Source organism: Pontibacter akesuensis, assembly GCF_001611675.1.
Taxonomy (GTDB): Bacteria; Bacteroidota; Bacteroidia; order Cytophagales; family Hymenobacteraceae; genus Pontibacter; species Pontibacter akesuensis.
In genome coordinates this window covers 1,951,909-1,976,054 of the sequence record NZ_CP014766.1, presented here as the reverse complement: position 1 = coordinate 1,976,054, position 24,146 = coordinate 1,951,909, and the positions used below count along the sequence as shown (strand labels likewise).

The following is a 24,146-nucleotide window of genomic DNA, read 5'->3' as shown; positions in this document are numbered from 1 at the left end:
GCCTCGTTTAGATGCAGCTGCAGCCAGCCAAGTCTACCTCCTGGTACCACAGGTAAATCATTTTGCCGTCCATGTCCATCACCAGCGCCCTGGATGGCGTATCGAGCTTGTTGTTTAGCGGGAATGTATCGGCATAAGCAAAGTATAGCCCCTCCACGCCCTCTAACGTGGCAAAGGTCTTCTGCTCTTCCATGCTGCTGGGGCAATCGAAGCACTTCTCGTTGAGCTGCTCCAGCATCGTTGCGTCCACCTTCGGGTAGTTTCTGTAGGCCAGGCTAAGGTTGTAGATGCTTCCGAACAGCACCTTAGCATGCTTGCTGAAGGGCTTGCTGTCCAGCAGGTAGTTATAGTACTCCAGGCACTCGCCGGCGTAGGAGCCAAAGTTTACCACCTTTGTCTTTACTTTTCCTTTTGCAGTGAAAGCGGTGACGGTGGGGTCAATTGTCTTGAGCAGCGAATCTGCCAGCTCCGGGTGAAAAACCACTTTGTATTGGGCCGAACTGTCGATGGTGGCTGTCAGTTTGCTGCGGGCAAGGATGTTGTTTTCAATGGAGATATCTATAAAATCCTCGCTCGCGGTATCATAGGCCGGGAAAGCAAAGACACCCATCTCCTTCTCATTCACTTTAAAGATTGGGAACAGCAGCTGGTTGGTAGTCGGTATGGCGCGGATTTCTTCCGGCGTCTGGCTAAGGTATATTTCCAAGGCCAGCAGAAAAGCCATGTTCTGCTCCGGAAGCCTTGGGTTTGCCAGCGCCTTGGGCAAAACCACCGTTCTGTAGTAATCTGTACTGGCAGCACGTAGCTTTTCCCATTCTTCGAAATAGGCGATGCATTCCTTTGCCAGCGCTTCGGTGGCTTTTGCAGCAGCGGTTCCTGCTGTATCAGCTACTACTGCAGCTACTGTAGCCGAATCTCCCTTGGCCATTTCAGCTTCTATGGCCTCAATGTCGGGTTGTTCCTCGGCTTGCCTGCACGAAAAAGCGCCTAGAAGGATCAAGAACAGTATGGCGTAGCTGTAGCGTTGTTTCATGGTGAGGGCTCTTTGGCGGGGTGTAAGGCTGTAGTGGTTGTTGATGGCTGGATTTATACTTTAGAAGGCAGAAAATTAAGGCTTTCTCGGCAACATCGCTAGTACAACAAAGGTCTGATGGTGCAAAACATGGCGGGGCTACAAGTATAAATTACTTGTTAGCTGTCCCACCGGGTCTTTACCCATTCCTGTTGCTGCGCCTGGTTCAGGAATGTCCACGCTACGAGGCGGCTGGTTTTGTTTCCCTGGCTCATCGGAATTGTTTTCACCTCCAGCGCTTCTGCCTGCTTTAGTGCCTGGTAGGTGCTTTTCAGGTTCGTTTGTTTCGATACCAGCGTCGTAAACCAGAAGCAGGACGTGGCAAACTGCCGGCTCTGGTAAACCATGTCCGCCACAAAACGCCGCTCCCCTCCCGGGCTCCACAGCTCTGCCTGCTGCCCTCCGAAGTTAAGAATTGGTTTGGCTACTTTCTGCTGCTTCAGGTTTGATACTTTACGCACCGTGCCTGCCTGTGCCTCTGCCAACGATGCATGAAACGGCGGGTTACAAACCGTTAGGTCAAACCGCTCCTCTTTTTGGATAATCCCTCTGAAAATATCCTGCGGGTTCTTTTGCAGCCGCAATTCCACCTTTCCTTTAAGCGCAGGGTTCGCATCCACTATTTTGCCGGACGAGGCAATGGAAACCGGGTCAATATCAGCCCCAATAAAACTCCAGCCATACTCCTTGTTCCCGATGATGGGATATACACAGCTTGCCCCCACGCCCACATCCAGGCAGCTGACGTTGCTGCCCGTTGGTACTTGCCCTTGGTTGGCAACAGCCAGCAAGTCGGCGGCATGATGGATGTAATCGGCGCGGCCAGGTATAGGCGGACAAAGGTAGCCTGCCGGAATATCCCAATTCTGAATGCCGTAGAAGTGCGCCAGCAACGCCTTGTTCAGCATGATGACCGCCTTCGGATCAAAGAAGTCAACCGAATCATCTCCGTAGGCATTCACCTGCACAAAAGGCTTCAGCGCCGGACAACTTGCCACCAGTTGCTCGAAATCGTATCGCGCCCGATGCCTATTGCGCGGGTGCAGGCCTGGCTTTTCTTCTGGGTGAATTTTCTTTTTAGGTGGCATGGCGGTATAAAAGTCTGAATTGGAGCATCAGATCAGACTACGAATAGTAACAGCACAAATATAAGTATAAGCAGCTACTGTATAAGTCAGGAGCGGCCATAAAACAGGTAAAGCGGAAAAGCCTCAAGAGAAAAACAAGCTGCCTACAGTCCTGTCCGATAAATGAGCGGGTGGTGCAGGCGCACAAATGTAGCCGTCTCTTCGGCAGTAATAGGGTTCGGATAAGACATAAGCAGCAACGTTAAGGGCTGCTGCCCCTGGTGGTAAGGAGGCTGCTGGTAAAAGTGCTGGTTCAGGCAAAAGCCAGTTTGCTCATAAAATGTAATGCGGCGGCGGTTGACCTCGCTCTCGGGAGGCTCTACCTCCAGTAGCACAGGGCGCGCATCGCGGTTTAGAAAGTCTAGCAGCATGCGACTGCCATATCCCTTGCCTCGCAAAGCCGGAGCAGTAGCAAAATGCTCCAGGAAACGCACATCTTCAAAGCCCCACCAGAGCAGAATGCCCACCAGCTCCTCGTTTTGAAGTATAAGCTCAAAATGATAATCAACATGAGCCATAACTTCAGCCTGCCAGGGCAAAGGGCGACGTTCTTCCAGAGGAAATGCCTGTTCATACAGCGCCCAAGCCTTCTCGAAAAGTCTGTGCGAGGCGTCTGTTAATCTGATGTGCTCCATGCTTAAAGGCGAATGCAGTAAGCCTGAAACAGCTATACTTGCCTGTGTTTGTTTGTTGTGGTGTTACTTCCGGTGCAGCTCTTGGGCGCTCAGTAGCTTTTGAATCGTCTGCACAATACGCTGTACTTTCAAATCATCTGTCTTAGCGTTATATATCCAGTCGATGTAGTCTTTTTGTTCACGCTGAGTACACTTCAGGAACTGCTCGTGCGCAAGCGGCTCGTCTTGTAGGCACAGCAGCAGCTCTTCCGGTACCTCCTGGGGCGTGCTATCTAAGTATAAGGTTACCTGCACCCAATCCCCGGCCTGTTTCTTTAGCTTCTTCCGAACCTCTGCCTTTACCGGCAGAAAAAGCTGTCCGTTGCCCATCGGCATCAGGTGGAAGCTCTTTAGCTCATAGCTGTCTATGCGGCCCTTTACCCGCACCCAGCCAAAATACGCATGCTTGTCCGGCGCGATCTCAGGTATCGCTGCACAGGTCCAGCCGCCTTTGCCGGGGAACTTCTCCAGCAGGTACTTTTTGTCAACCAAGAGATTTTCCATAGGGGCTATTTCTGAAAAGCGTACTAATACACGCGCATAAGTATGTCTCTTCAAGCTACTCAAAAAAAGGAAAAGCAGCCCCGGCAAAGGCTGCTTTTTTTACTGTTTCATTAGCTACAGTGCTCACGCCTTGCTGCCGATCAGCTGGCCTGCTGGCTTCTCTTCCGACGCTTGCTGCTCGCTACAGTTTCTGTACACCGTATAGGCCATCCAAAAGTAGGCGGTGCCCCACAGGATGTTGGTGAAAAACTGCAGCGCTACGCTGGGCACTGGTACAAGTGCAAAGCCCAGGAACACCAGCCAGCCCGACCATTTTGGAAGTATGCCGCTCCTCCAGATAGCTACCGCCATTAGGGCCAGGCCTGCCAGTGTAGACACCAGGGAGGCTCCCATAAAGGCACCTAATGCGCCATCCATGGTGGCGAAGCGCACAGCTTCCGGCTGCCCCGCCAGCACCATCTCGCCCACTGCCGGGAACAGGAAGATGGCCAGGGCAAAAACACCTACTCCTAAAATGTGGTGCGTGAGCGTGAGCAGCAGCCCGTAGAAGGCCAGGCGCTCTGCCTTCGTTTGCTGCAGGTACAAGTATAAACCCACGGTGCCGATCATCTCCATCAGCACGCCCACCAATCCCCTTGCAGCCCAAATAGAGTAGTTAGAGGATGTCACCAGTTCAGCGAATGCCTGCGGGCGTTGTGCCGCCTCAAAAATTACGTTTTCCTGTGGAATCAACAGGTCACCAAAGGCAAAGACCAGCCCTGCCAGCCCGATAATGCTCAGGCAGCTTACAATTCTCTTTTTCATCGTTGTATTTTGTTTAGTTAATCGGAATAAACCACTCTATAAATAAATTATCTGCTGTGTCGTGGGTAGGCAGCGTCTGAAACCGGAAATACGAAATGCCATAAGCGTGCTTCTGGTGCGCCTCGTGCTGCAGGTGGCTGTTTATGAGCCCGCCAATGTTGGCGTATTCTGTCACAGGGCAGCAGAACCTGTACTTGGCAAATTTTCCGCCGGGGAGTGTGGTGATGAAATTCTTGTTGACGTTCAGCTTTGTATCCTTCTTGCAAATGATGGCAGCGTCGTAACGGCAGAGGCTCTGTGGGTTCACGTTCTGGCAGTCGTGGAGCACGCCCATAAAGATGAAGTCAGCTGGTGTCAGGTTTTCGCTCTCGATAAAGCTTTTCACCTTGTCCCATACTTTGTAAATGTCTCTGGAGAAGTAGTTGCCAATGCTGGGGAAAACGATTGCCTGCTGCTCCGGCAGGCGCACTACCTCGCATTTGAGCGATACATACTGGGCCTGCTGCAAATCCTTGCTGTGCACATCCTGCTGCTTCCGGAAAGCTTTGGGCGTAGCGCCCATGGTGCTTTTAAACGCCCTGCTGAAGGCGCTGTCGTTCTCATACCCTACCAGCAGGCCTATCTCGGAAACAGGAAGCTCGGTGAGGCACAGCAGGTAAGCCGCCGTTTGCATGCGCTGCCTCACAATAAATCCGCCAATGGGCTCCTGCAGCTCCTCTTTCAGCTTGCGGTGCAGGTGGTAAGGCGAGTAGCCCGTTACCTTTGCCAGCTCGTCGAGCGAGATGTTCTCGTCCAGGTGGCTGTTGATGTATGCTAGAACAGAATGTAACATGGCCTTCAAGTATTTAAACCAAAGGTAAGCAGGCGCAGGGTGTAAAAATGTGCAGATCTTGCGGTCCTGAAATAACCCCCTTCTCCAGCGACAAGTATAAAAAGCTTTACGAAACTACGAAACAAAGAGAACTATGAAGCTAACTAACAAAGTAGCCATTGTAACCGGAGCGTCGCAAGGGATAGGGAAAGCCACCGCAAAGGCACTGGCGGAAGCAGGGGCCAAAGTAGTACTGGCAGCACGCCATACTGACGACCTGGAAGAAGTGAAGCAGGAAATAGAAAGCAGGGGTGGTGAAGCCGCTATAGCTGAAACAGACGTAACGAATCTGGATCAGGTGGAAGCCATGGTTCAAACCGCGCTGGACAAGTATGGCACAATCGATATCCTGGTGAACAGCGCCGGCCTGATGCCCCTCTCCTACATGAAGAACCGCCACCTGGAAGAATGGGAGAAGATGGTAGACGTAAACCTGAAGGGTATTTTGAAAACTGTTTACGCGGTGCTCCCGACCATGATCAAAAACAAGAGCGGCCACATTGTGAACATGGCTTCTATTGATGGACGGGTGATGTACCGCGGCGGAGCTGTGTACGGAGCCACCAAAGCCGCTATCATTGCGCTTTCAGAAGGGCTACGGATGGAGCTTTCCCCGGACTACAATATACGCATCACGTCTGTTGAGCCCGGCACAGTTAACACCGATCTGCGGGAGTCTGTAACGGACAAAGAGTTGCTAAGCGATATGGATTGGGGCAATGGCGAGTCGAAGCTGGAGCCGGAAGACATTGCGGACTCTATACTTTATGCGCTTACGCTGCCAGCTCACGCTAATGTAAATGAGATTTTGCTGAAACCGGCTGGAAAGCAGTAGAAGATTTAAGGCATTGGGTTTTTACTGCGAAGTACAATGTTCTGATTGGCCTTTGCTGCTATTGCTGGCGCGAGTTCCTGACTTTATCCTGTTGCATGTCTTTTGTGGAAAAAGCCCTTATTTAGAAGAATTGTCCCCTTGAGGGGACTACAGGGGTGTAAAGCTACGGAGCAGACCGCTTTTCTGAGCAGAAACTGGAGAATCTGCAGGTGTAAACACCCCTATTGAGTAATACTCGCAAGTCTCGAACTCTCGTTCTCACTTGTCCTCAAGGGGATAATCTTAAACCACCTTTGGTGCTGCTCATCCTAAAAAGGCCAAATCTGAAAAAGAATCGGAACAGGGTAAGGCTTGTAGCGGTAAATGTGGGGAAGTGTGGCAGCAAGTTTTCAACTTGCGAAAGTACAAGTACGGCGAACGCCAGTTACAAACTGGCTATAAGTATAACCACAATTTGCGCTGGCGCTAAACTAGCGGGATTAGGAAGCATACCTGAATTGCTTATTGCACCTATTGGCACTTTCCTTAATAATCAGGTCTAGATATCTAATATAAGCATGGTTGAAGGGAAGTGAGGTTCGAGCCATATTTACCTTTTCTGCAAACTCGAGCATATCTAGTAGCTTATTTCTGAAGTGTAATGTGAATTTTGGATCTACTTTTAGTAGAGCTAAATATGTCCAATCTTGGAACTCTTTAAATAATGGAAAGTGAGATTCAATAGTGTCAATTATATAGATTTTTTTATCCAGTGAGCTAATAAAATTTTTAGATAAACTAGACCACTTATCTGAGTTAAGCAGATCTTCCTTCAGCAAATAGAGATTTCGCTCTACTTCAATAGTATGGCTCTTGGATTTAATCTCAGTTGCTACTCTTAAATAAGAATTATGACTAGTAAAATTTCTTAAATCTTGGATAAACTTGTGTTGTGGATTTTTATCAAAGTAAACTTCTATGCTTAATTTAAAGTTGTTAGCTACCTCTGGATTCTGTACTATGTATCTTGCTAGTTTACTTCTTGAATAATCTACTGTTGCAAAAACACTAGTTAGATAGTTAAAGAGTTGACTTGTAATTATCCTTTGCTGCTTCCACCGATATCTAGGGTTTATCTCATTCCAAACTTTTGATTGGTTCTCGGGTGAATTGTGGTAGTTAATTAATTTGATAAGCTGATAGTAATTGTATTTAAGAATTGATATTACTTGCCGATTTGTTTTAAGGAAGAGGTAGAACTTATAGAATTCTCCATCCTTAAAGCTTTCTAATTCTCTAAGATATGTGAAGGTGCCTTTACTTTTTACTTCCTCGTAAAGCTTTAGCAAATCTCTATTTTCGGCTGTATCCATAGTACAATATAAACAAAAAAGGCAGCCCCCGTAGGAGCTGCCTTTTCTTTATCTGTAAACACAAGTATAAAATCCTGTGTCTAACGTTTAAAATCTAACGTCTATTTCTTCAAGCTGCCGATCATGTCCTCTGGGCGTACCCACTCGTCGTACTGCTCGTTGGTGAGCAGCTCCAGCGCGATAGCCGCCTGGCGAAGCGTAGTGCCTTCCTTGTGCGCTTTCTTCGCAATCTTAGCAGCGTTGTCGTAACCAATGTGTGGGTTAAGGGCTGTTACCAGCATCAGCGAGTTCTCCAGGTTCTCTTTGATGCGGGCCGTGTTTGGCTCAATGCCTACCGCGCAATGCTTGTCGAACGAGTCGCAGGCATCACCAATCAGCTGGGCGCTCATCAGCAGGTTGTAAATCATCATCGGCTTAAACACGTTCAGCTCGAAATGGCCGTTCATGCCACCTACCGAAATCGCCACGTCGTTACCAATCACCTGCGCGCAAACCATCGTCATGGCCTCGGCCTGAGTTGGGTTTACCTTGCCCGGCATGATAGAAGAGCCTGGCTCGTTTTCCGGGATCATGATCTCCGCGATACCAGAGCGTGGACCGGAAGCCAGCAAACGGATATCGTTCGCAATTTTCATCAGGCTTACCGCCAGCTGCTTCAGTGCGCCGGAGGTTTCCACCATCGCATCGTGGGCGGCAAGTGCCTCAAACTTGTTTGGTGCCGTGCGGAATTCATGGCCCGCATACTTGGATATCTTCTGGGCTACCAGCTCAGCATAACCTTCCGGTGTGTTCAGTCCCGTACCAACGGCAGAGCCGCCAAGTGCCAGGTCTTTCAGGTGATCGAGCGTGTTGCTTAGCGCCTTCATGCCGTACTCCAGCTGCTTCACGTAGCCAGAAAGCTCCTGGCCCAGTGTCAGCGGCGTAGCGTCCATCAGGTGCGTGCGGCCAATCTTAACCACACCCATAAACTCCTCCGACTTGCTTTGCAGCGTGTCGTGTAGCTTTTTGATCATCGGCAGCGTATGCTCCACCACTTTTTTGTAAGCGGCAATGTGCATGGCTGTCGGGAAAGTATCGTTAGACGACTGCGACTTGTTCACGTCGTCGTTCGGGTGGATCTTCTTTTTCTCGTCCATCAGGTCGCCGCCCAGCACCACGTGCGCCCGGTTGGCCACCACCTCGTTCACGTTCATGTTCGACTGCGTGCCCGATCCGGTCTGCCATACTACCAGCGGGAACTGGTCGTTCAGCTGGCCATCAAGTATCTCGTCGCACACCTGCGAAATGATATCTGCCTTATCCTGCGCCAGCACGCCCAATTCGGCGTTTGCCTGTGCGGCCGATTTCTTAAGTATGGCAAAGGCTTCGATCACCTCCTGCGGCATTTGCTGCCCGCCAATGGTGAAGTTCTCTTTTGAACGCTGTGTCTGAGCGCCCCAATATTTGTCTGCAGGCACCTCGATAGGCCCCATCGTGTCTTTCTCTACGCGAACTTGCATCTAGTTTTATCTATTGGTTAAAAGGAATAGGTGTCTGTGGCAAAAATACAAAACTTTATACTTAGTTCAGAGTCACGGGTTCTGTGTCCTTAGGTTTGATGTAAGGCCTGCCCTACAGCACTAGCGGATCACGCGCTTGCCCGACTGCTGAGAAAGCATGGCAATCATCTCCAGTTGTACGGGCTTCAGGTACCGCATGTCTACGTTTGTCTGGTCATCGAACGTTACGAGGTACTCGCCCTCCGCCCCCAGGTAATGGATGCTTTGAATGTCCTGCATCTGGTAGGTGCGGTGCTCGTTCAGCAGGTTCGTAACTTCCATCTGCTCCGCATCGATGGTGACGTGCCAGCGCAGCGCAAACCAACCTACTACCCCCGACAGCACCAGCATCAGCAGTAGCAGCACGCCATACATGCGCTTGGACTGGTGCCCTTCGTTCTGGGCCAGGTAGGTTTTATAGAGCTCGTAATCGTGGCCCATCAGTGTTTTTTGCACCAACCGGAGCGGCAGCAGGGCCAGCGTAAGGCCGATAAGCAGTCCGGGAGCGAAAAAGGCCCTGAAGTTAGGAGTAAGCACGTGCAGATGCTCTTTGGAGGCATGCAGAATGCTGGCCAGCAGCGCCAGCATGCCGGCACTGAACACGGCAAAAACGCTGGCGAAGAAGAAATAGGCAATCGTGAGCAGCAACTCCCGCTTCTGAATGAACTTCACCTCATCCGCTGTCATCGTTTCCAGCGAGCGGACAGGCGACAGGCGGCGAAAAGCATAGCGGATTACCGGCAACAGCACGGCTACGGCAAAAAAGGCAATCAGCAGGCTTTTAATTATTTCCAGCATAAAAATTTAATTGGTACCGCAAAGTTAATACGGTATGCCCAATTTCCGATAGATAAATCCAAGTAACCAGGCGGGCCCGATGAGCAGGAACTGCAGGTCTTTCAGGAAGGATGGCTTCTTGCCCTCCACCTTGTGCCCGTAGAACTGCCCAATCCAGGCCAGCACAAACACCACCAGGCAGATAAGCCAGAGCGGCGTGGTAAAGGCGGCAGCCACTACATGCACCCCCCATAGCACCACGGCGCAAATCAGGGCCATTCCCAAAAACATAGTAACCGACAGGCGCAGGTAAAACAGCAGCCCCAGCAGTATAACTACGGTTCCGAAGTGCACAAAGGGCCGCATCGGCAGCGGGAAAAGTGCTTTCAGCGGCTCACTGGGGATGCTGGCCAACAAACCGATGATGCTGAAGAAGATCAGGGGCACGCAAACCCAATGGATAAGCTTGTTGGTGTGGTTCTGGTGGCTTTCGCCGTAGGCATCGAACCATTGCTGAATTGTTCGCATACAAGTTAGTTTAATACTGCTGCGGCAAGGCCTGCAGAACAGTAGGAAATATAATAATTCAGAGGCATGTATGCAAGCAGGAAAAACGCGTTATTAGCCAGTTAGCAACGGTAGCCTGTTTTTTCAGAACAAAATAAGCTATTGGTAGGCAAGCTCCTTTTTTATATATTTACGACATACCAAATCGATGCCTGATAACAGGTGCAACTATAACCGAGCAACCGTAGTTACACCTTACCTGGCATTTAACTGTTACACATGAACTTCGCCAAACTGGCTGCTTTTATAAGAGACTATTTTATAGCAATATTCTCTTTTCTGCTTATTTTCCTGCTTACCCTATTCGTTTATTCCGAAACTAAAAAGAAGGCAGAGGAGCGCAGCGCCAAACTCTTCTCTATACGTGCCGAGCAAATTACCCGCGCTGTAGACAAGCGTATGCACGACTATGTGCAGATACTGGTAGGCGGCAAAGCCCTTTTTCTGTCGTCTGACACGGTTACGCGCGAGGATTGGCGCAAGTATTACGAAGCGCTGAACCTGGAGGAGCAGTACCCGGGGCTGCAGGGCTTCGGCTTTTCGCAGGTGGTTAGGGCAGAGCAGTTGCAGCGGCACGAGCAGCAGATGCGCCGGGCAGGATATGAGAACTTTAAGGTGACACCGGAGGGCAAGCGGGATCTTTATACTTCCATCATCTTTTTGGAACCCCTCTCCAGCCGCAACCTGCGGGCATTTGGCTATGACATGTACAGCGACTCGGTGCGCCAATCGGCTATGCGCGTAGCCCGCGACACCCGGCAACCCGCCATGTCGGGCAAGGTAAGGCTGATACAGGAGAATGGGCAGGATGAGCAGCCCGGCTTCCTTATTTATCTGCCCGTGTACCAGGATAACGCCAGGCCGGAGTCTATCAAAGAGCGGCAGCGGCTGATAAAGGGCTTTGTCTACAGCCCATTCCGGGCCAGGGATTTGATGACAGCCATACTGGGCGACTCCCTGCTTGATGTTGACGTAGAAATTTACGACGGCACCAACCTGTCGCGGGAATCACTCCTATACAGCACCGACACCACCTTATACTATCATACCAGGCACGACCGGGAATTCAGTGAACTGAACACGCTGGCAATAGGCAATAACACCTGGCGGCTGTTTATAACGGCGAAAGATGGCTTTGGGCGCACAGCCGATACAGAACTGCCTTACTTTATTCTGATGGGCGGTTTTATCATCAGTGCCCTGATGTTTTTCATCATCTGGTCGCTCTCTAACGTGCGGCGCTCCAACCGCCTGAAGCAAACCATTACCGATAATGCCACAGCAGCCCTTTTCATTATGGATGTGAACGGCTACTGCACCTTTATGAACCCGGCAGCTGAGGAAATGACGGGCTACACTTTTGAGGAGATCCGCAACAAGCCGCTGCACAACATGATCCATCATATGCGTCCCGACGGCAGCCCTTATCCACTGGAAGAGTGCCCGATAGACCGCGCGCTGCCCACCAACAACAGCATGCGGGCACACGAAGACGTGTTCATCAGGAAAGACGGCACTTTCTTTAACGTCACCTGCGCAGCCAGGCCAATCATGGAGAACGGGCTACCCATCTTCACCATCATTGAGGTGCGCGATATTACAGACGAAAAGCAGGCCCGCGAAGCCATTATTGAGAGTGAGGCCCGCTTCCGTACTATGGCCGACAGTGCCCCGGTAATCATTAAGGTGATGGATGAGTCGTTCAACTTCATGTATGTGAACAAGCAGTGGATCGACTTTACCGGCATCAGCTTTGAGGATACCATTAACACCCACTGGAAAGAGGTAATGCACCCGGAGGATATTGGCCGCTTAGCCGCAGAATTTGAAAAAGCCACTGCCAGCCATACGGCCTTCCGGATCGAAATCAGGCTGCGCCGCTTCGATGGCGAGTACCGCTGGGTGGTTTCCACCAATACGCCGCGCTTCGGGGCCAACGGAGAATTCCTCGGCTTCATCAGCTCTGTTATTGACATTACCGAGATCAAAGACGCGGAGCAGAAAGTAAAGCAAAATGCCGAACTGCTGCAGAAGCTGTTCCTGGAGGTGCCGGCAGTGGTGGGCCTGGTGCGGGCATCGGACCTGCGGTATGTGCTGGCAAACCCAAAATACCGCCAGTTGTACGGAAACAGACCATTGGTAGGCAAAACCATTTACGAAGCGCACTCCGAACAAGAGGGCCGCGGTTTCTTTAAGCGCCTGGAGAAGGTTTGTAAGACAGGCAAGCCTTTTGTGGGCAACGAGGTGCTGACCTCCATCGACCGGCTGAACAACGGGAAGCTGGAGCAGGGCTTCTTTAACCTGGTGTACCAGCCCCTGTTGGATAGTACAAGTGAGGTAGAGGCGGTGCTGGTGTTTGCCGTGGAGGTAACCGAGCTGGTGAGCGCCCGCCGGGAACTGAGCAATACCAACGATGCCCTTAGTGTAAAGAACATGGAGCTGCTGCGCATCAACAACGACCTGGACAATTTTGTGTACACCGCCTCGCACGATCTCAAGTCGCCGATTGCGAACATGGAAGGCCTGGTGATGCTGCTGCACGACATCCTCAACGGCAAGTTGAATGCGGAAGACATGCAGGTGCTGGACATGGTGCAGAACTCCATTAACAAGCTGAAAGGCACCATCGCCGACCTGGCCGAGATCACGAAAGTACAGAAGGAGTCGGATGTGGCGGTGGAGCCACTCTCGTTCGAGAAGAAGTTCCGCGACGTGACCACCGACATCCATGGGCTGGTAGAAGAGTCCGGCGTGGTTTTCAAGACAGACTTCCAGGTGGCACGCATCCTGTACGCCCCCAAGAACCTGCGCAGTATCATCTACAACCTCGTGAGCAACGCCATCAAGTATAAATCGCCGGAGCGCGCGCCAGAGGTGCGGGTGCACACGTACCAGGAAGGCGACTTTGTGGTGCTGGAGGTGCAGGACAATGGGCTTGGTATTAAAAAAGAGCAGCAGCACAAGCTGTTCACCATGTTCAAGCGCCTGCACACGCACGTGGAGGGCACGGGTATCGGCCTTTACATCGTCAAGCGCATCATCGAGAACAACGGCGGCAAAATTGAGGTGGAGAGCGAGCTGGGCAAAGGCACTACGTTCCGGGTATACTTTAAGCAGGCGCCGGTGGCAGAGGAGGTATAGGTACAGCTGAGTGACATCAACCAACACTGACTGGCGCAAGCGTCCGCTTGCGCCGACATGCATGAACAAACGGGCTGAAGCACATTTCTCCACTCCTATCGTCGAGATGACAGTTAGTGAAAAATGGCGTCCGCTTGTACAGTTTTGCTGGCGCAAGGCACAAGCGGACGCTTGCGCCAGGATCTTGAATTTCGATTCTTAAAGTATAAAAGCCTGTATTGAGCCTATGGAGCCAGAAAACAATTAGGAAAAGCTGATCCTTCTGCCTCTGGATTTTGTTCTGAATAACTGGGGTAACTGCCCCAAAAACGAACAACGAGTAACGAACAACGAAATAAATGGCTAAAATAAAAACATCCTACTTCTGCCAGAACTGCGGCGCCCAATCGGCCAAATGGATAGGCAAATGCCCCGCCTGCGGCGAGTGGAACACCTATGTGGAAGAAGTAGTGCAGCGCGAGGAGGTAACGCCCACCACCGCCTGGAAAGTGGGCAGCAGCACGGCGCAGGTGTCCAACAAGCCCAAATCCATCGCCGACATCAGTTACCAGGAGCAGCACCGCATTGTTACGCCGGATCAGGAGCTGAACCGGGTGCTGGGCGGCGGCATTGTGCCAGGCTCCATGGTACTCATTGGGGGCGAGCCGGGTATTGGCAAAAGTACGCTGATGCTGCAGATTGCCCTAGGCCTAAGCGGCCTGAAGGTGCTGTACGTGAGCGGAGAGGAAAGCGAGCAGCAGATTAAGATGCGCGCCGAGCGCCTCACCGCCCAAACCTCCGACTGTTTTATACTTACCGAAACCGGAACGCAGAACATCTTTAAGCAGGTAGAGCTGGTGCGTCCTCAGGTACTTATCATCGACTCCATCCAGACGCTCCACTCCTCTTTTATTGAGGCGGGTGCGGGCAGCGTAAGCCAGGTGCGCGAGTGCACGGCCGAACTGCTGAAGTTTGCCAAAGAGAGCGGCACCCCCGTCTTCCTGATCGGCCACATCACCAAAGAAGGAAACCTGGCTGGCCCGAAGATACTGGAGCACATGGTGGATACGGTGCTGCAGTTTGAGGGCGATCGCCACATGACGTACCGCATCCTGCGCACCACCAAAAACCGCTTTGGCTCCACTTCAGAACTGGGCATTTACGAAATGCTGGGCACCGGCCTGCGCGAAGTGAGCAACCCGTCGGAGATACTGATCTCACAGCGGGAGGACGCCTTTAGCGGTATAAGTATAGGCGCGACGCTGGAGGGCAACCGCCCGCTGCTGATAGAGGTGCAGAGCCTGGTGAGCCCCGCCACGTACGGCACGCCGCAGCGCACCAGCACCGGCTTTGATGGGAAGCGCCTGAACATGCTGCTGGCGGTGCTGGAGAAACGCGGTGGCTACCGCCTTGGCGCCCAGGACGTGTTCCTGAACATTGCCGGTGGCCTGAAGGTGGAGGACCCTGCGCTTGATCTGGCTGTGTGCGCCTCTATCCTCTCCTCTTTCGAAGATATTGCGATTCCTAGCACAGCTGCTTTTGCAGCGGAGGTAGGTTTGGGAGGCGAGGTGCGAGCCGTAAATCGCGTGGAGAACCGCATTACCGAGGCCGAAAAGCTGGGCTTCACCGATATCTATATCTCAAAGTATAACAAAAAAGGGGTAGACCTAAGTAAGTTTTCCATCAACATCCACGCCTATGGCCGATTAGAGGAGGTGTTTGGCAGCTTGTTCGGATAACTGAAAAGTTAGGCTTTTTCCTGACGAGCAAGTATAAGACACATTTAACTTTCCAGCATTTTAAATGTAAAAATAGAGAGAGCAGATTCCTTGTTCAAACAAGGGCATTATAGTGTAAGAAACCAAAGTAGCCACTTCCCTTTACGGCATAGTTTTGCCTGTATTGATGGGAAGTGGTTTTTTGTTTGAGGCCTACCTTGCTTCGGTAAGGTGTAGCAGGAGGATGACAAGTTGGTTTCCTGGTGCTAATCATAGATGATATTTGTATTTTCTAATGAAATGTGGGATTTGCGTATTGGCTGGAATTATATTCTTAAACAGTGTTGTTACAGTGCCTAACATCCGCTAATATTGCACCTTAGGCAGGTTTGATGGCAGTGGAAACCGCATCTTTTAGCCAAAGTCGCTCCTTATGATTAAATACAGATTTCTACTGCAGGCCCTGCTTCTGTTAATGGCTAACCAGCTCTTTGCACAGGGCAAGGCCACTATTACAGGTAAAATCTCCAACCCCCTTTCTGGTTACATAGAACTCATAACTGTTCCTAACCCGCTCATTCCGGAAGAGCAGCAGGTGCAGGTGGCCCTGAACGGCAACACGTTCCGCATTGAGGTGCCGGTAACGGGGGCTGTGGTGGCTGAACTGGTGCATGGCGAAGAAGTAGTGCCGGTGTACCTGGAACCCGGCTACGACCTGAGCCTAAGCTTTAACGGGAACAGGTTTCTGAAGACCCTCAAGTATACCGGCACGGGAGCGAACGAGAACAACTTTCTGGCGGCTTTCACCACCCGCTACGTGGATGAGGAGGATTTCCAGGTGCTGCCAGATAACATTAAGCTGTTGGAAGGGGAATTCGCTGAATTCCTGGAGTACCGCCGCAACGACCAAATGGAGAGCCTGGAGAAGTTTACGGACAAAAAGCCCCTGTCAGAAAACTTCAAAAGTTACATACTGGCCGAGATCGAGTTCGGCTATGCCAAAGACAAACTAAGTTACCACCCGCTGAGGCAGCAGGTCATGCGGGCCACTATTACAAGGCCATCAGCGTCATTCTATACTTACCTGGAGAAGCTGGACATGCAGCGCCCAGCTAACCTGATCAGCTCTGCTTTCATAAGCTTTCTGCCCGCCTATACTGCCCACTACACCCGTGAGGCAGGGCATACGAGCAAGGACAAGGAGTACTACCAGCAAGCGTATACAGTGGCAGCGGAAAGGCTGCAGGGGCAGGCACAGCTAATGGCGCAAACGCACATTCTGAAGCAGTCGATAAAACTGGGCCACCTCAAGTATACCCAGCAGATGCTGGAGGATTTTACCGCCAAAAGCAGCAATACCGCAGTGAATGCTTACCTGGCTGAGCAGTTCCGGACAAACAAGTCGCTGGTAATTGGCAGCGTAGCCGGCGATTTCACCTCTGTTAACCTGGCGGGAGACACTGTGGCGCTGAGCGACCTGAAGGAGCAGGTAGTATACCTTAGCTTTCTGCGCAACAACTGTGCCCTGTGCACCATAGAGCAGCCGCACCTGGAGCAGCTGGCTACGAAACTGCAAGGCCGTAAAGTAGTTTTTCTGACAGTGCATTTAGCCGAAAGCGAGCAGCAGTGGCGCGAAAAGGTGCAGGGGAAAAAGCTGCAGGCAAGCCATGTGTTTGTCGCTCCCGCGCAGCAGAAAGAACTGGCGCAGCTCTACGGCCTGTCGGATGGGCCGGCATACTTTCTGCTCGACCAGGAAGGCCGCTTTATCAGCACGAAGGCGCGCCACCCCAACGATACAGAAGTGGTAAATGATATTCTGGAGCACCTGTCAGTGAAACAGGCATCACTGAAGTAAAACGGCCTGCTGTTGCAGGATAACATGTCCCGAATCATAGCCCGGTACCGTAAAGGTGCCGGGCTTTTTTTATGGCTGCGGCCGTTTCTGTGCCTGCCAAGTAGGGGGTGCCAATAACCGTTGCTTGTTTTGCTGCGTACTTTAAGGCTATACGCTGCATCTTAAAACAGATGCCCCGAACACATTTGAAAACATAACTTATAACGGATATTTTTATGGCATTAATCAATAAACAAGACATTGAGAAACTCATCAATGTACAGAATAACACAAATGCCCTCTGCATTTCATTTTACTTACCCACCCACCGCACCGGCCCGCAAACGCTGAATGGCGTGGACAGTACCCTGTTCAAAAACCAGATTAGAAAGGCGAAGGAACTGCTGACTGCCCACGATGTGCCACAGGCGGAGATCGAATCATACATCAAGCCGGCCGAAGAGCTGCTGCACGACAATAACTTCTGGAGGCACCAGAGCGATGGGCTGGTGGTGTTTATCACCAAAGGCTTTTCAGTGCATTACAACCTGCCGGTTACCATGCCAACCGAGGTATATGTGCTGAATCAGTTTTACTTTACGCCTATACTTCCCATCCTTAGCCAGAACGGCCGCTTCTTTGTGCTGCACCTGTTCCGGGAGCAGGTTACCTTTTACGAGGCCACCATCGACACCATCAAGGAGATAAACATCAGCTCTATGATACCGGAGTCGATAGAAGAGGCGCTGCAGCCGGAGACAAGGGGCAAAGACCAGGATTTCCAGCACAGCAGAACCACGATCAACGGCTCTTATATCAACACAGCCCAGGCCGGTACCACCAAAGGCGATCAGGAGCATGGGCGCGTACGGGAGTTCCTGCAGGGTGTGTCGAACGGACTGCAGGAGATACTGCATGATGCGCATGAGCCGCTGGTGCTGGCCGGTGTAGACCACTACTGCGCTATTTACCGCGCCCACAGCAAGTACAAGAACATCGTGCCGCAGAACATAAACGTGAACGAGAACTCAGGCGTGGCCGATAGCCGTGAACTGCACGAAAAGGCACTTGCTGTGATGAAGCCGATTATGGAGCAGAGCGAGAAAGAAGCGATGGAGCGCTACAATAATGTAGCGGGCACAGGCGTCACCTCCGAGGATGTGGCCACCGTGGCTGCCGAGTCCATGCACGGGCGCATCGATACACTGTTTATCAAGCCCGGAAGTCCGGTTTGGGGAACGTACGACAACGTGAACGCCACAGCCGAAGTGCACGACAACTACCGTCGCGGCGACTTCGATTTGATCAACCTGGCGGCAGTAAAAACCATTTCACAGGGAGGTCGCGTGTTTGTGAGCAATAACGGAGAGGCGTCTGAAATGGGTACCAACAACACAAGTATAAAGGCGCTCTTCAGATACTAAACCAGCGAATTCTTGGCCGTAAGCGCCAGAAAGCATATCTTAGTGGGATAGCCAGTTTGGCTATCCCTTTTTTTGCGGCCACTTGTAACCGGCCGCCTTAGCGCGACAACCCCCATGGCAATTCATCTGGCGGATGGTTTAAACTTTCTATCAAAGCTCACCCCACTGCGTGCCCTTAATGCACTGCAGGTGGTAGGAAGCTACGTATACTCCAAGCTGACGGGCCGCGCCAGGCACTGGGGCTATCCGCTTAGTATTTCGCTGGAGCCAACCACCTCCTGTAACCTGCGCTGCCCCGAGTGCCCCAGCGGTCTCCGCTCCTTCTCGCGCCCAACAGGCATGCTGCAGAACGAGCTGTTCAAGGATACCATCGATCAGCTGCACCAGCGCCTGCTGTACCTCATCTTCTATTTTCAGGGGGAACCATACTTGCACAAGAGCTTCCTGGAGCTGGTGAAGTACGCCTCGGATAAAGGCATCTACACAGCCACCTCTACCAACGCCCATTTCCTGGATGATGAGACGGCACGCAAAACAGTGGAATCCGGCCTGGACCGCCTGATCGTATCTATTGATGGCACCACACAGGAAACTTATGCCGCCTACCGTGTGGGCGGCAAACTGGAGAAAGTGCTGGAGGGCACGCGCAACGTGGTGAAGTGGAAAAAGGAGCTGAAATCAAAGACGCCGCACATCATGTTCCAGTTTTTAGTCGTGCGGCCTAACGAGCATCAGCTGGATGACGTAAAAAAACTGGCGGAGGAGCTGGGGGTGGATGAAGTGGTGTTTAAAACTGCCCAAATTTATGATTACGCCCAGGGCTCACCCCTTATTCCGACTATCGACTATTACTCGAGGTACCGCAACAACGGCGACGGCAGCTACAGTGTAAAGAACAAGCTGCTGAACCACTGCTGGAAAATGTGGCACTCCTGTGTAATAACCTGGGATGGGCTGGTAGTACCCTGCTGCTTCGACAAAGACGCGGAGTACCGACAGGGCGACCTGCAGCAGCAGGATTTTACGCAAGTATGGCGCGGAGACAAGTATAACAAGTTCAGGCAAACAGTGCTGCGCTCGCGCAGCGAAATAGAGATGTGCCGCAATTGCACCGAAGGCACAAAAGTATGGGCATAAGCCATTAACCTAAAAAGCGTAACGTGAAAACCAATATTCAAGACATAAACGATGCCATCACGCTGCTGTGGGGCAAACTGGAGAATTGGGGCGAGCAGGGCATATTGCTGCTGCCTAACCTGTTGGTAGCACTGGTTATTGTATTCCTGTCGTTTCTGATAGCCCGGCTTGTCCGGAATTGGCTGGAGAAGTTTATGGGCCGCTTCTCGCACAGTGCAGCGCTCAATAACCTGGCACTTACCATCCTGTACATCATCATGGTAGGCATCGGCTTTTTCCTGGCGCTCAACGTGCTGGGGCTCGACAAGGTGGTGGTTTCCATGCTGGCTGGTGTTGGTATACTTGGTCTGGCGCTCGGTTTCGCGTTTCAGGACATCGCGGCCAACTTTATTGCAGGTGTTATCATTGCCGTTAGAAAGCCATTCCGGGTGGGCGACATGATCGAAACCAACGACTACCAGGGCACGATTGAGCGGATAACGCTCCGCACGATAGACATCAGGCAGGTGACAGGTGAACTGGTGTGGCTACCGAATAAGATGGTGTTCGAGAACCCGGTGACCAACTTCTCTGTGCGTGGCAGCCGGCGGGTAGACCTGGAGGTAGGCATCTCTTATGGCGATGATTTAGAGAAAGTACAGCAAGTGGTCATTGAGGCGCTGCAGGAGGTAAAGAACCGCATCCCAAGCCGTGATATCGAGGTAATGTACGATGCCTTCGGCGACAGCTCCATCAACTTCAAGGCCCGGTTCTGGATTACGTACCACAGGCAGATCGACTATGTTTCGGCGAAGAGCGACGCGATTATCCGCATTAAGAAAGCCTTCGATGCCAACGATATCATGATCCCGTTCCCTATCCGCACGCTGGACTTCGGGATAAAAGGAGGCGAGAAGCTAAGCGAAGAGCTGCAGACCATAACAGCCTCCATAAAAAATGGCCAGCGCCTGAATGGCGGAGGCCAGTAAAAATCAACAAGTGTTTAGATAAAGCAGAAAGGGCCGGTTACTACACCGGCCCTTTCTGCTTTATCTTTTTCCTTTATCCAGGTTCATGCCCAGGTCTTCCACCTTTTTCATGAACGTCTCGATGTTTTCGTTGCTGTAGGCTCCGTAAGAGTCAGAGATGCTGCCCTTGGCGCCAGTAGTAGTCTCCAGCACATAGAGTATGGCCATGTCATCGGGATTGCTTTCTCCTTCAAAGCGGTAAAAATCCACGATGCGCACCTGGTCCGGCGCAAAGCTTTCCTTGTCATCCATGGTGGCCAGGCGTCCGTCCTCTGTTACTTTAAAGTCAATTTTATACCCGTCCTTGCGCAGCTTGTTGAGGGCTGTTACAAGGGAGGTCATTTCTTCTTTATCTTCCATAACTTTCGTTTTTATGATTCAAGTAAACGTGTGTTTCTATACGCAAAAATGAAGTTTAGATACGAAAAACATTCTAAGGGAAATAGGAGAAACCAAGTATAGCAAGCCGGGAGCGAATGGTGGGAAAAAGGAATGGCCACTGGTGATTGCTAACAGGCAATCACCAGTGGCCATGGGATAGTTTCATTACTTATTTTGGCTAACCGTTCTTTAACAGCTTTTGCTTCTCAAGGTCCTTCTGGATTTTGCTGAAGTCGATGCTGCCGCAGGAGCCGCACCCTTTGGCGCAGCCGCTCTTCGCTGCAAAGCTGCGGTAAATCATGCGGCCCATGTAGGCTACGGCTACCAGAAAAATAAGCAGGATGATGAGTTGCTGTATCATAGTTTAAAAACCCTCCGCAAGTATAAAAAGTTTAAGCCGGCTCCTTTTTCCAGAACTCTGCAATCGTTTGCTGCATCTCGGAGTGTACATGGCCGTTGCTGGCCACAATCTCCCGGCCAAACAGAAAGTCTCCGTCTGTGGTGAACTTGCTCACGGTGCCGCCCGCCTCCAGCACAATAATTGCGCCACCAGCCACATCCCAGGGGTTCAGGTTATACTCAAAAAAGCCTTCGAAACGGCCGCAAGCCACATACGCCAGATCAATGGCGGCAGAGCCCATACGGCGTATGCCATGCGATTTGGACATGAACGAGCCGAGCACCTGCAGGTACTGCTGCGTCAGGCCAAAGTCGTAGTAGGGAAAGCCGGTTGCAATCAGACCATCTTTCAACGCCGGGGCGTCAGACACCTGGATGCGGGTATCGTTGCAGTAGGCGCCGCCGCCCTTGTAGGCCCAGAAGCACTCGTCGCGGCTTGGGTCATACACTGTGCCGACTACCACTTCGTCACCGTCCATCAAGCCAACGCTCACGCAATATACTGGCAGGCTGTGGGTAAAATTGGTGGTGCCGTCCAAAGGGTCGATTACCCAGTTAAAGCGCTCGCCCCTGGTAGAGTCAGTGCCCTCCTCTGTGATAAAGCCGGCTTCCGGCAGCAGCTTCCGTAGCCCCTCCACCAGTTGCTTCTCGGCCTCCTTATCTACATAGGAAACGAGGTCATTGAACCCCTTCTTCTCAATTTTGGAGCGGTCGAAGGTTTCGCCTTCCTGGCGGATAAAGGAACCTGCTTTGCGGCAGATGATATTCAGGTTATTGGCAAGTTGTGCTAAATTCATAAGCTTGTTGCTACGCTTTTGCTTTGTGTGATGGTGGCTGCCTTTTTAGAGAACCATACGGTATAAGCGGCTCTAAGGCCGATGGCCAGCACCAGCGGCAGGAAAGCAGCATGGAACTGCTGCGGCCAGAACGGCCAGCCCAGCAATACTACCGCTGTCAGCAAAGCAGTGAACAGCATGTACTTTCGCACCCACTCCGGTAGCACCTGGCGGCCCAGGAAAAAAGCCACTACCGCATGCACCGGAATCGCCCAGAGCAGGTTAAAGTTCCAGGCGGTGGCCTGGTGGTCGGTGGCAATCCAGAGCAGCAGGAGCAGGATGCCCAGCAGGCCCATCAGCAAAAAAAACACAATATCGAACAGGCGGCTGCGACGCCCTTTGGTAAAGTCCAGCACCGTTACAACGGCCACCAGCACGAGGAAAGCCCAGCACACGACCACAGGTGTAATGGGGCCGGCTGTATGAGGAATTGGCTCCCGCTCATAGATGGTGTGGCGCTCTAGCGTAAGCGGTGCCGCCATGCCTTTCTGGGCAACGGTTGCGTTAGCAAAACCCCTTGCCAGGTATTCGGGCAGGAACATGTACTGGTAAGGAGTCGCCTCCTCGTCAATGCGCGCACCGAGAGCCAGGTCGATTCCGAAGTCGCCCCAAGGCTGCGGCGGCAAGTATAAATCAATCAGGTTGCGGAAGGTATAATCCTCATCAAACTCGCTGATGTTAAAGGTGATCTGGTTGGGAAGCGCCGCCTCTAAGCCGTCGCGAATGCGGGTGGCACAGTTGTCGAAAAAAAAGTCGTAGAGGTAAAAGCGGTTGGCAGGCAGGTAATTGTTCGTCAGAAAGGCCCAGTACTGCTGCCGTTGCTCCTCAGTCAGATTCAGCTCCTGCTCGTACACCGAGCGGTTGTCGCGCACGTAGCTGTACACGAAATCCTGAAAATGTGCCGCAGAGAGCTTGTAGTTGAGCTTACCGCGCGCAAACTTGAGGTAAAAGTTAGGCTCGTCAAAATCGAAGGTGCCGTAGTTGAATACCACGTCCAGCCCCGAGATCGGGTCGTTTACGCGCACAGCGCTGTGGCCGAAAACCGAGTACAGGTCTTCGCCACTGGAGCAGGTAATCAGGCTGATTTTGGCCTGTGGCGAGAGCTGGTATCCCTCAAATTGTGCCCAACCCGGCAGGGTAACCAGGGAGAAGAGCAGCGCCAGTACAATTTTCTGAATGTATGCTTTCATGTTATTCTTTGTCAGAAGCGCCTTTGCCCGCCTTGGTGGCACCGGAAACCACCAGCACAAACTCGCCCTTTATGGCCTTGTTGTTGAATAACTCAATGAGTTCGTTTAGGGTTCCGTTTAGGGTTTCCTCAAACATTTTAGAGATTTCACGTGAAACAGATGCCTGGCGCTCGCCCCCGAAGTACTCAGCGAACTGGGTAAGTGTTTTGATCAGGCGGTGCGGTGACTCATAAAAAATCATGGTGCGCTCCTCCTCTGCCAGGCTCTGCAGGCGCGTCTGGCGGCCCTTCTTTACCGGAAGGAACCCCTCAAAGGTAAAGCGGTCGGTGCTGAAGCCGGATTTTACCAGTGCAGGCACAAAGGCGGTGGCCCCAGGTAAGCACTCTACTTTAATATCATGCTTGAGGCATTCGCGCACCAGGTAAAAACCCGGGTCCGAAATGCCCGGCGTGCCCGCGTCGGAGATCAGCGCCATCACCTCGCCAGCCTTCAGCCGGTCTACCAGGTGGCTGGTGGCTTTGTGCTCGTTGTGCAGGTGGTGGCTGTGCATGCGTTTCTCAATGCCCAGGTGGTTTAGCAGCTTGCCGCTGGTGCGGGTGTCCTCGGCAAGTATAACATCCACCTCTTTCAGCACCCGAATGGCACGCAGTGTAATATCCTCCAGGTTACCGATGGGGGTCGGTACTAAGTATAGGCTTGTTTTTTCCTGTTCCTGCATAGCCCAAAGATAAGGTTTTTTGAGTTCTGAGTTTCGGGTTCTGAGTTCTGAGTTGTTTTTCCGAAAAAACGGATTTCTATCCTCCTGCGAAAGCCCTCATAGTTCCTGAAGACCTCGCGGTGTCCGAAGGTCCCGCGAGCGTCTGGGCTACGACGCAATGGCGCCATGGGTGCCTAAATTCTCTCCTGTCATCTTGGAGAGATATTGGTGGCGTGGCGCAAAAGCAGTAGAAACTCGTCTACAAGATCCTTTCAGGATGAC

General features: G+C 51.9%; 22 protein-coding genes. 7 read left to right on the top strand and 15 right to left on the bottom strand.

Features of this window, described 5'->3' with window-relative positions:
- Positions 1 to 7 precede the first annotated feature (7 nt).
- From A0W33_RS08360 to A0W33_RS08335, 6 genes are all read right to left on the bottom strand, one after another.
- Positions 8 to 1,033 carry a hypothetical protein gene (locus tag A0W33_RS08360; protein ID WP_068837729.1) on the bottom strand — a complete coding sequence of 342 codons (1,026 nt, stop codon included), beginning with the start codon at positions 1,031 to 1,033 and terminating at the stop codon, positions 8 to 10.
- 158 nt (positions 1,034 to 1,191) lie between these two features.
- Complete coding sequence (gene rlmF, locus A0W33_RS08355) at positions 1,192 to 2,160, bottom strand: 23S rRNA (adenine(1618)-N(6))-methyltransferase RlmF (RefSeq protein ID WP_068837728.1); 969 nt, start codon at positions 2,158 to 2,160, stop codon at positions 1,192 to 1,194.
- A 143-nt stretch (positions 2,161 to 2,303) separates the two neighbouring features.
- Positions 2,304 to 2,834 carry a GNAT family N-acetyltransferase gene (locus A0W33_RS08350; protein ID WP_068837727.1) on the bottom strand — a complete coding sequence of 177 codons (531 nt, stop codon included), beginning with the start codon at positions 2,832 to 2,834 and terminating at the stop codon, positions 2,304 to 2,306.
- A gap of 63 nt (positions 2,835 to 2,897) precedes the next feature.
- Entirely contained in the window at positions 2,898 to 3,377 is a 480-nt protein-coding gene (locus tag A0W33_RS08345) for a YdeI/OmpD-associated family protein (RefSeq protein ID WP_068837726.1), read from the bottom strand.
- 123 nt (positions 3,378 to 3,500) lie between these two features.
- Positions 3,501 to 4,181: a hypothetical protein gene (locus tag A0W33_RS08340; RefSeq protein WP_068837725.1), complete on the bottom strand. Its 681-nt coding sequence runs from the start codon at positions 4,179 to 4,181 to the stop codon at positions 3,501 to 3,503.
- A 13-nt stretch (positions 4,182 to 4,194) separates the two neighbouring features.
- A complete protein-coding gene (locus A0W33_RS08335) occupies positions 4,195 to 5,013 on the bottom strand; it encodes an AraC family transcriptional regulator (protein ID WP_139237144.1) in 819 nt (272 codons plus the stop codon).
- Between the two features lie 133 nt (positions 5,014 to 5,146).
- Between A0W33_RS08335 and A0W33_RS08330 the strand changes: the two genes are divergently transcribed.
- A complete protein-coding gene (locus A0W33_RS08330; RefSeq protein WP_068837723.1) occupies positions 5,147 to 5,887 on the top strand; it encodes an SDR family oxidoreductase in 741 nt (246 codons plus the stop codon).
- 479 nt (positions 5,888 to 6,366) lie between these two features.
- On the opposite strand, the gene A0W33_RS08325 is transcribed toward A0W33_RS08330, so the two are convergent.
- The 4 genes from A0W33_RS08325 to A0W33_RS08310 form a co-directional block, all read right to left on the bottom strand.
- Positions 6,367 to 7,239, bottom strand: a complete 873-nt coding sequence (locus A0W33_RS08325; RefSeq protein WP_068837722.1) for a hypothetical protein — start codon at positions 7,237 to 7,239, stop codon at positions 6,367 to 6,369.
- Positions 7,240 to 7,340: 101 nt separating this feature from the next.
- Positions 7,341 to 8,738 (bottom strand): class II fumarate hydratase, encoded by a 1,398-nt coding sequence (fumC, locus tag A0W33_RS08320; protein ID WP_068837721.1) that lies wholly within the window; start codon positions 8,736 to 8,738, stop codon positions 7,341 to 7,343.
- Between the two features lie 120 nt (positions 8,739 to 8,858).
- Positions 8,859 to 9,575 carry a hypothetical protein gene (locus tag A0W33_RS08315; protein ID WP_068837720.1) on the bottom strand — a complete coding sequence of 239 codons (717 nt, stop codon included), beginning with the start codon at positions 9,573 to 9,575 and terminating at the stop codon, positions 8,859 to 8,861.
- Positions 9,576 to 9,599: 24 nt separating this feature from the next.
- On the bottom strand, positions 9,600 to 10,082 hold the full coding sequence (locus tag A0W33_RS08310) for an Mpo1 family 2-hydroxy fatty acid dioxygenase (RefSeq protein WP_068837719.1): 483 nt from the start codon (positions 10,080 to 10,082) through the stop codon (positions 9,600 to 9,602).
- Between the two features lie 258 nt (positions 10,083 to 10,340).
- On the opposite strand from A0W33_RS08310, the gene A0W33_RS08305 reads away from it, so the two are divergent.
- The 6 genes from A0W33_RS08305 (at position 10,341) to A0W33_RS08275 (ending at position 20,322) form a co-directional block, all read left to right on the top strand.
- The gene (locus A0W33_RS08305) at positions 10,341 to 13,262 is read left to right on the top strand and encodes a CHASE domain-containing protein (RefSeq protein WP_068837718.1); all 2,922 of its coding nucleotides are present in this window, start codon (positions 10,341 to 10,343) and stop codon (positions 13,260 to 13,262) included.
- Between the two features lie 338 nt (positions 13,263 to 13,600).
- Positions 13,601 to 14,980, top strand: a complete 1,380-nt coding sequence (gene radA, locus A0W33_RS08295; RefSeq protein ID WP_068837716.1) for a DNA repair protein RadA — start codon at positions 13,601 to 13,603, stop codon at positions 14,978 to 14,980.
- A 412-nt stretch (positions 14,981 to 15,392) separates the two neighbouring features.
- Positions 15,393 to 16,814: a peroxiredoxin family protein gene (locus A0W33_RS08290; RefSeq protein ID WP_068837715.1), complete on the top strand. Its 1,422-nt coding sequence runs from the start codon at positions 15,393 to 15,395 to the stop codon at positions 16,812 to 16,814.
- Positions 16,815 to 17,029: 215 nt separating this feature from the next.
- Positions 17,030 to 18,217, top strand: a complete 1,188-nt coding sequence (locus tag A0W33_RS08285; protein ID WP_068837714.1) for a baeRF3 domain-containing protein — start codon at positions 17,030 to 17,032, stop codon at positions 18,215 to 18,217.
- Between the two features lie 114 nt (positions 18,218 to 18,331).
- Positions 18,332 to 19,354, top strand: coding sequence for an SPASM domain-containing protein (locus A0W33_RS08280; RefSeq protein ID WP_068837713.1), 1,023 nt, complete (start codon positions 18,332 to 18,334; stop codon positions 19,352 to 19,354).
- A gap of 23 nt (positions 19,355 to 19,377) precedes the next feature.
- A complete protein-coding gene (locus A0W33_RS08275; protein WP_229802092.1) occupies positions 19,378 to 20,322 on the top strand; it encodes a mechanosensitive ion channel family protein in 945 nt (314 codons plus the stop codon).
- 60 nt (positions 20,323 to 20,382) lie between these two features.
- Here the strand turns inward: A0W33_RS08275 and A0W33_RS08270 are convergent, their stop codons facing one another.
- The 5 genes from A0W33_RS08270 to rsmI form a co-directional block, all read right to left on the bottom strand.
- Entirely contained in the window at positions 20,383 to 20,721 is a 339-nt protein-coding gene (locus A0W33_RS08270) for a hypothetical protein (RefSeq protein ID WP_068837712.1), read from the bottom strand.
- Positions 20,722 to 20,920: 199 nt separating this feature from the next.
- Positions 20,921 to 21,103 carry a FeoB-associated Cys-rich membrane protein gene (locus A0W33_RS08265; protein ID WP_068837711.1) on the bottom strand — a complete coding sequence of 61 codons (183 nt, stop codon included), beginning with the start codon at positions 21,101 to 21,103 and terminating at the stop codon, positions 20,921 to 20,923.
- A gap of 31 nt (positions 21,104 to 21,134) precedes the next feature.
- A complete protein-coding gene (locus A0W33_RS08260; RefSeq protein ID WP_068837710.1) occupies positions 21,135 to 21,938 on the bottom strand; it encodes an inositol monophosphatase family protein in 804 nt (267 codons plus the stop codon).
- Positions 21,935 to 23,167, bottom strand: a complete 1,233-nt coding sequence (locus A0W33_RS08255; RefSeq protein WP_068837709.1) for an Lnb N-terminal periplasmic domain-containing protein — start codon at positions 23,165 to 23,167, stop codon at positions 21,935 to 21,937. The genes A0W33_RS08260 and A0W33_RS08255 overlap by 4 nt, the downstream gene beginning before the upstream one ends.
- A gap of 1 nt (position 23,168) precedes the next feature.
- Complete coding sequence (gene rsmI / locus A0W33_RS08250) at positions 23,169 to 23,885, bottom strand: 16S rRNA (cytidine(1402)-2'-O)-methyltransferase (protein WP_068837708.1); 717 nt, start codon at positions 23,883 to 23,885, stop codon at positions 23,169 to 23,171.
- Positions 23,886 to 24,146: the final 261 nt, after the last annotated feature.

Excerpts from the sequence above, each read along its gene's own strand:
- A0W33_RS08360 (WP_068837729.1), bottom strand. The coding sequence starts at position 1,033 with ATGAAACAACGCTACAGCTACGCCATACTGTTCTTGATCCTTCTAGGC.
- rlmF (WP_068837728.1), bottom strand. The coding sequence starts at position 2,160 with ATGCCACCTAAAAAGAAAATTCACCCAGAAGAAAAGCCAGGCCTGCAC.
- A0W33_RS08350 (WP_068837727.1), bottom strand. The coding sequence starts at position 2,834 with ATGGAGCACATCAGATTAACAGACGCCTCGCACAGACTTTTCGAGAAG.
- A0W33_RS08345 (WP_068837726.1), bottom strand. The coding sequence starts at position 3,377 with ATGGAAAATCTCTTGGTTGACAAAAAGTACCTGCTGGAGAAGTTCCCC.
- A0W33_RS08340 (WP_068837725.1), bottom strand. The coding sequence starts at position 4,181 with ATGAAAAAGAGAATTGTAAGCTGCCTGAGCATTATCGGGCTGGCAGGG.
- A0W33_RS08335 (WP_139237144.1), bottom strand. The coding sequence starts at position 5,013 with ATGTTACATTCTGTTCTAGCATACATCAACAGCCACCTGGACGAGAAC.
- A0W33_RS08330 (WP_068837723.1), top strand. The coding sequence starts at position 5,147 with ATGAAGCTAACTAACAAAGTAGCCATTGTAACCGGAGCGTCGCAAGGG.
- A0W33_RS08325 (WP_068837722.1), bottom strand. The coding sequence starts at position 7,239 with ATGGATACAGCCGAAAATAGAGATTTGCTAAAGCTTTACGAGGAAGTA.
- fumC (WP_068837721.1), bottom strand. The coding sequence starts at position 8,738 with ATGCAAGTTCGCGTAGAGAAAGACACGATGGGGCCTATCGAGGTGCCT.
- A0W33_RS08315 (WP_068837720.1), bottom strand. The coding sequence starts at position 9,575 with ATGCTGGAAATAATTAAAAGCCTGCTGATTGCCTTTTTTGCCGTAGCC.
- A0W33_RS08310 (WP_068837719.1), bottom strand. The coding sequence starts at position 10,082 with ATGCGAACAATTCAGCAATGGTTCGATGCCTACGGCGAAAGCCACCAG.
- A0W33_RS08305 (WP_068837718.1), top strand. The coding sequence starts at position 10,341 with ATGAACTTCGCCAAACTGGCTGCTTTTATAAGAGACTATTTTATAGCA.
- radA (WP_068837716.1), top strand. The coding sequence starts at position 13,601 with ATGGCTAAAATAAAAACATCCTACTTCTGCCAGAACTGCGGCGCCCAA.
- A0W33_RS08290 (WP_068837715.1), top strand. The coding sequence starts at position 15,393 with ATGATTAAATACAGATTTCTACTGCAGGCCCTGCTTCTGTTAATGGCT.
- A0W33_RS08285 (WP_068837714.1), top strand. The coding sequence starts at position 17,030 with ATGGCATTAATCAATAAACAAGACATTGAGAAACTCATCAATGTACAG.
- A0W33_RS08280 (WP_068837713.1), top strand. The coding sequence starts at position 18,332 with ATGGCAATTCATCTGGCGGATGGTTTAAACTTTCTATCAAAGCTCACC.
- A0W33_RS08270 (WP_068837712.1), bottom strand. The coding sequence starts at position 20,721 with ATGGAAGATAAAGAAGAAATGACCTCCCTTGTAACAGCCCTCAACAAG.
- A0W33_RS08265 (WP_068837711.1), bottom strand. The coding sequence starts at position 21,103 with ATGATACAGCAACTCATCATCCTGCTTATTTTTCTGGTAGCCGTAGCC.
- A0W33_RS08260 (WP_068837710.1), bottom strand. The coding sequence starts at position 21,938 with ATGAATTTAGCACAACTTGCCAATAACCTGAATATCATCTGCCGCAAA.
- A0W33_RS08255 (WP_068837709.1), bottom strand. The coding sequence starts at position 23,167 with ATGAAAGCATACATTCAGAAAATTGTACTGGCGCTGCTCTTCTCCCTG.
- rsmI (WP_068837708.1), bottom strand. The coding sequence starts at position 23,885 with ATGCAGGAACAGGAAAAAACAAGCCTATACTTAGTACCGACCCCCATC.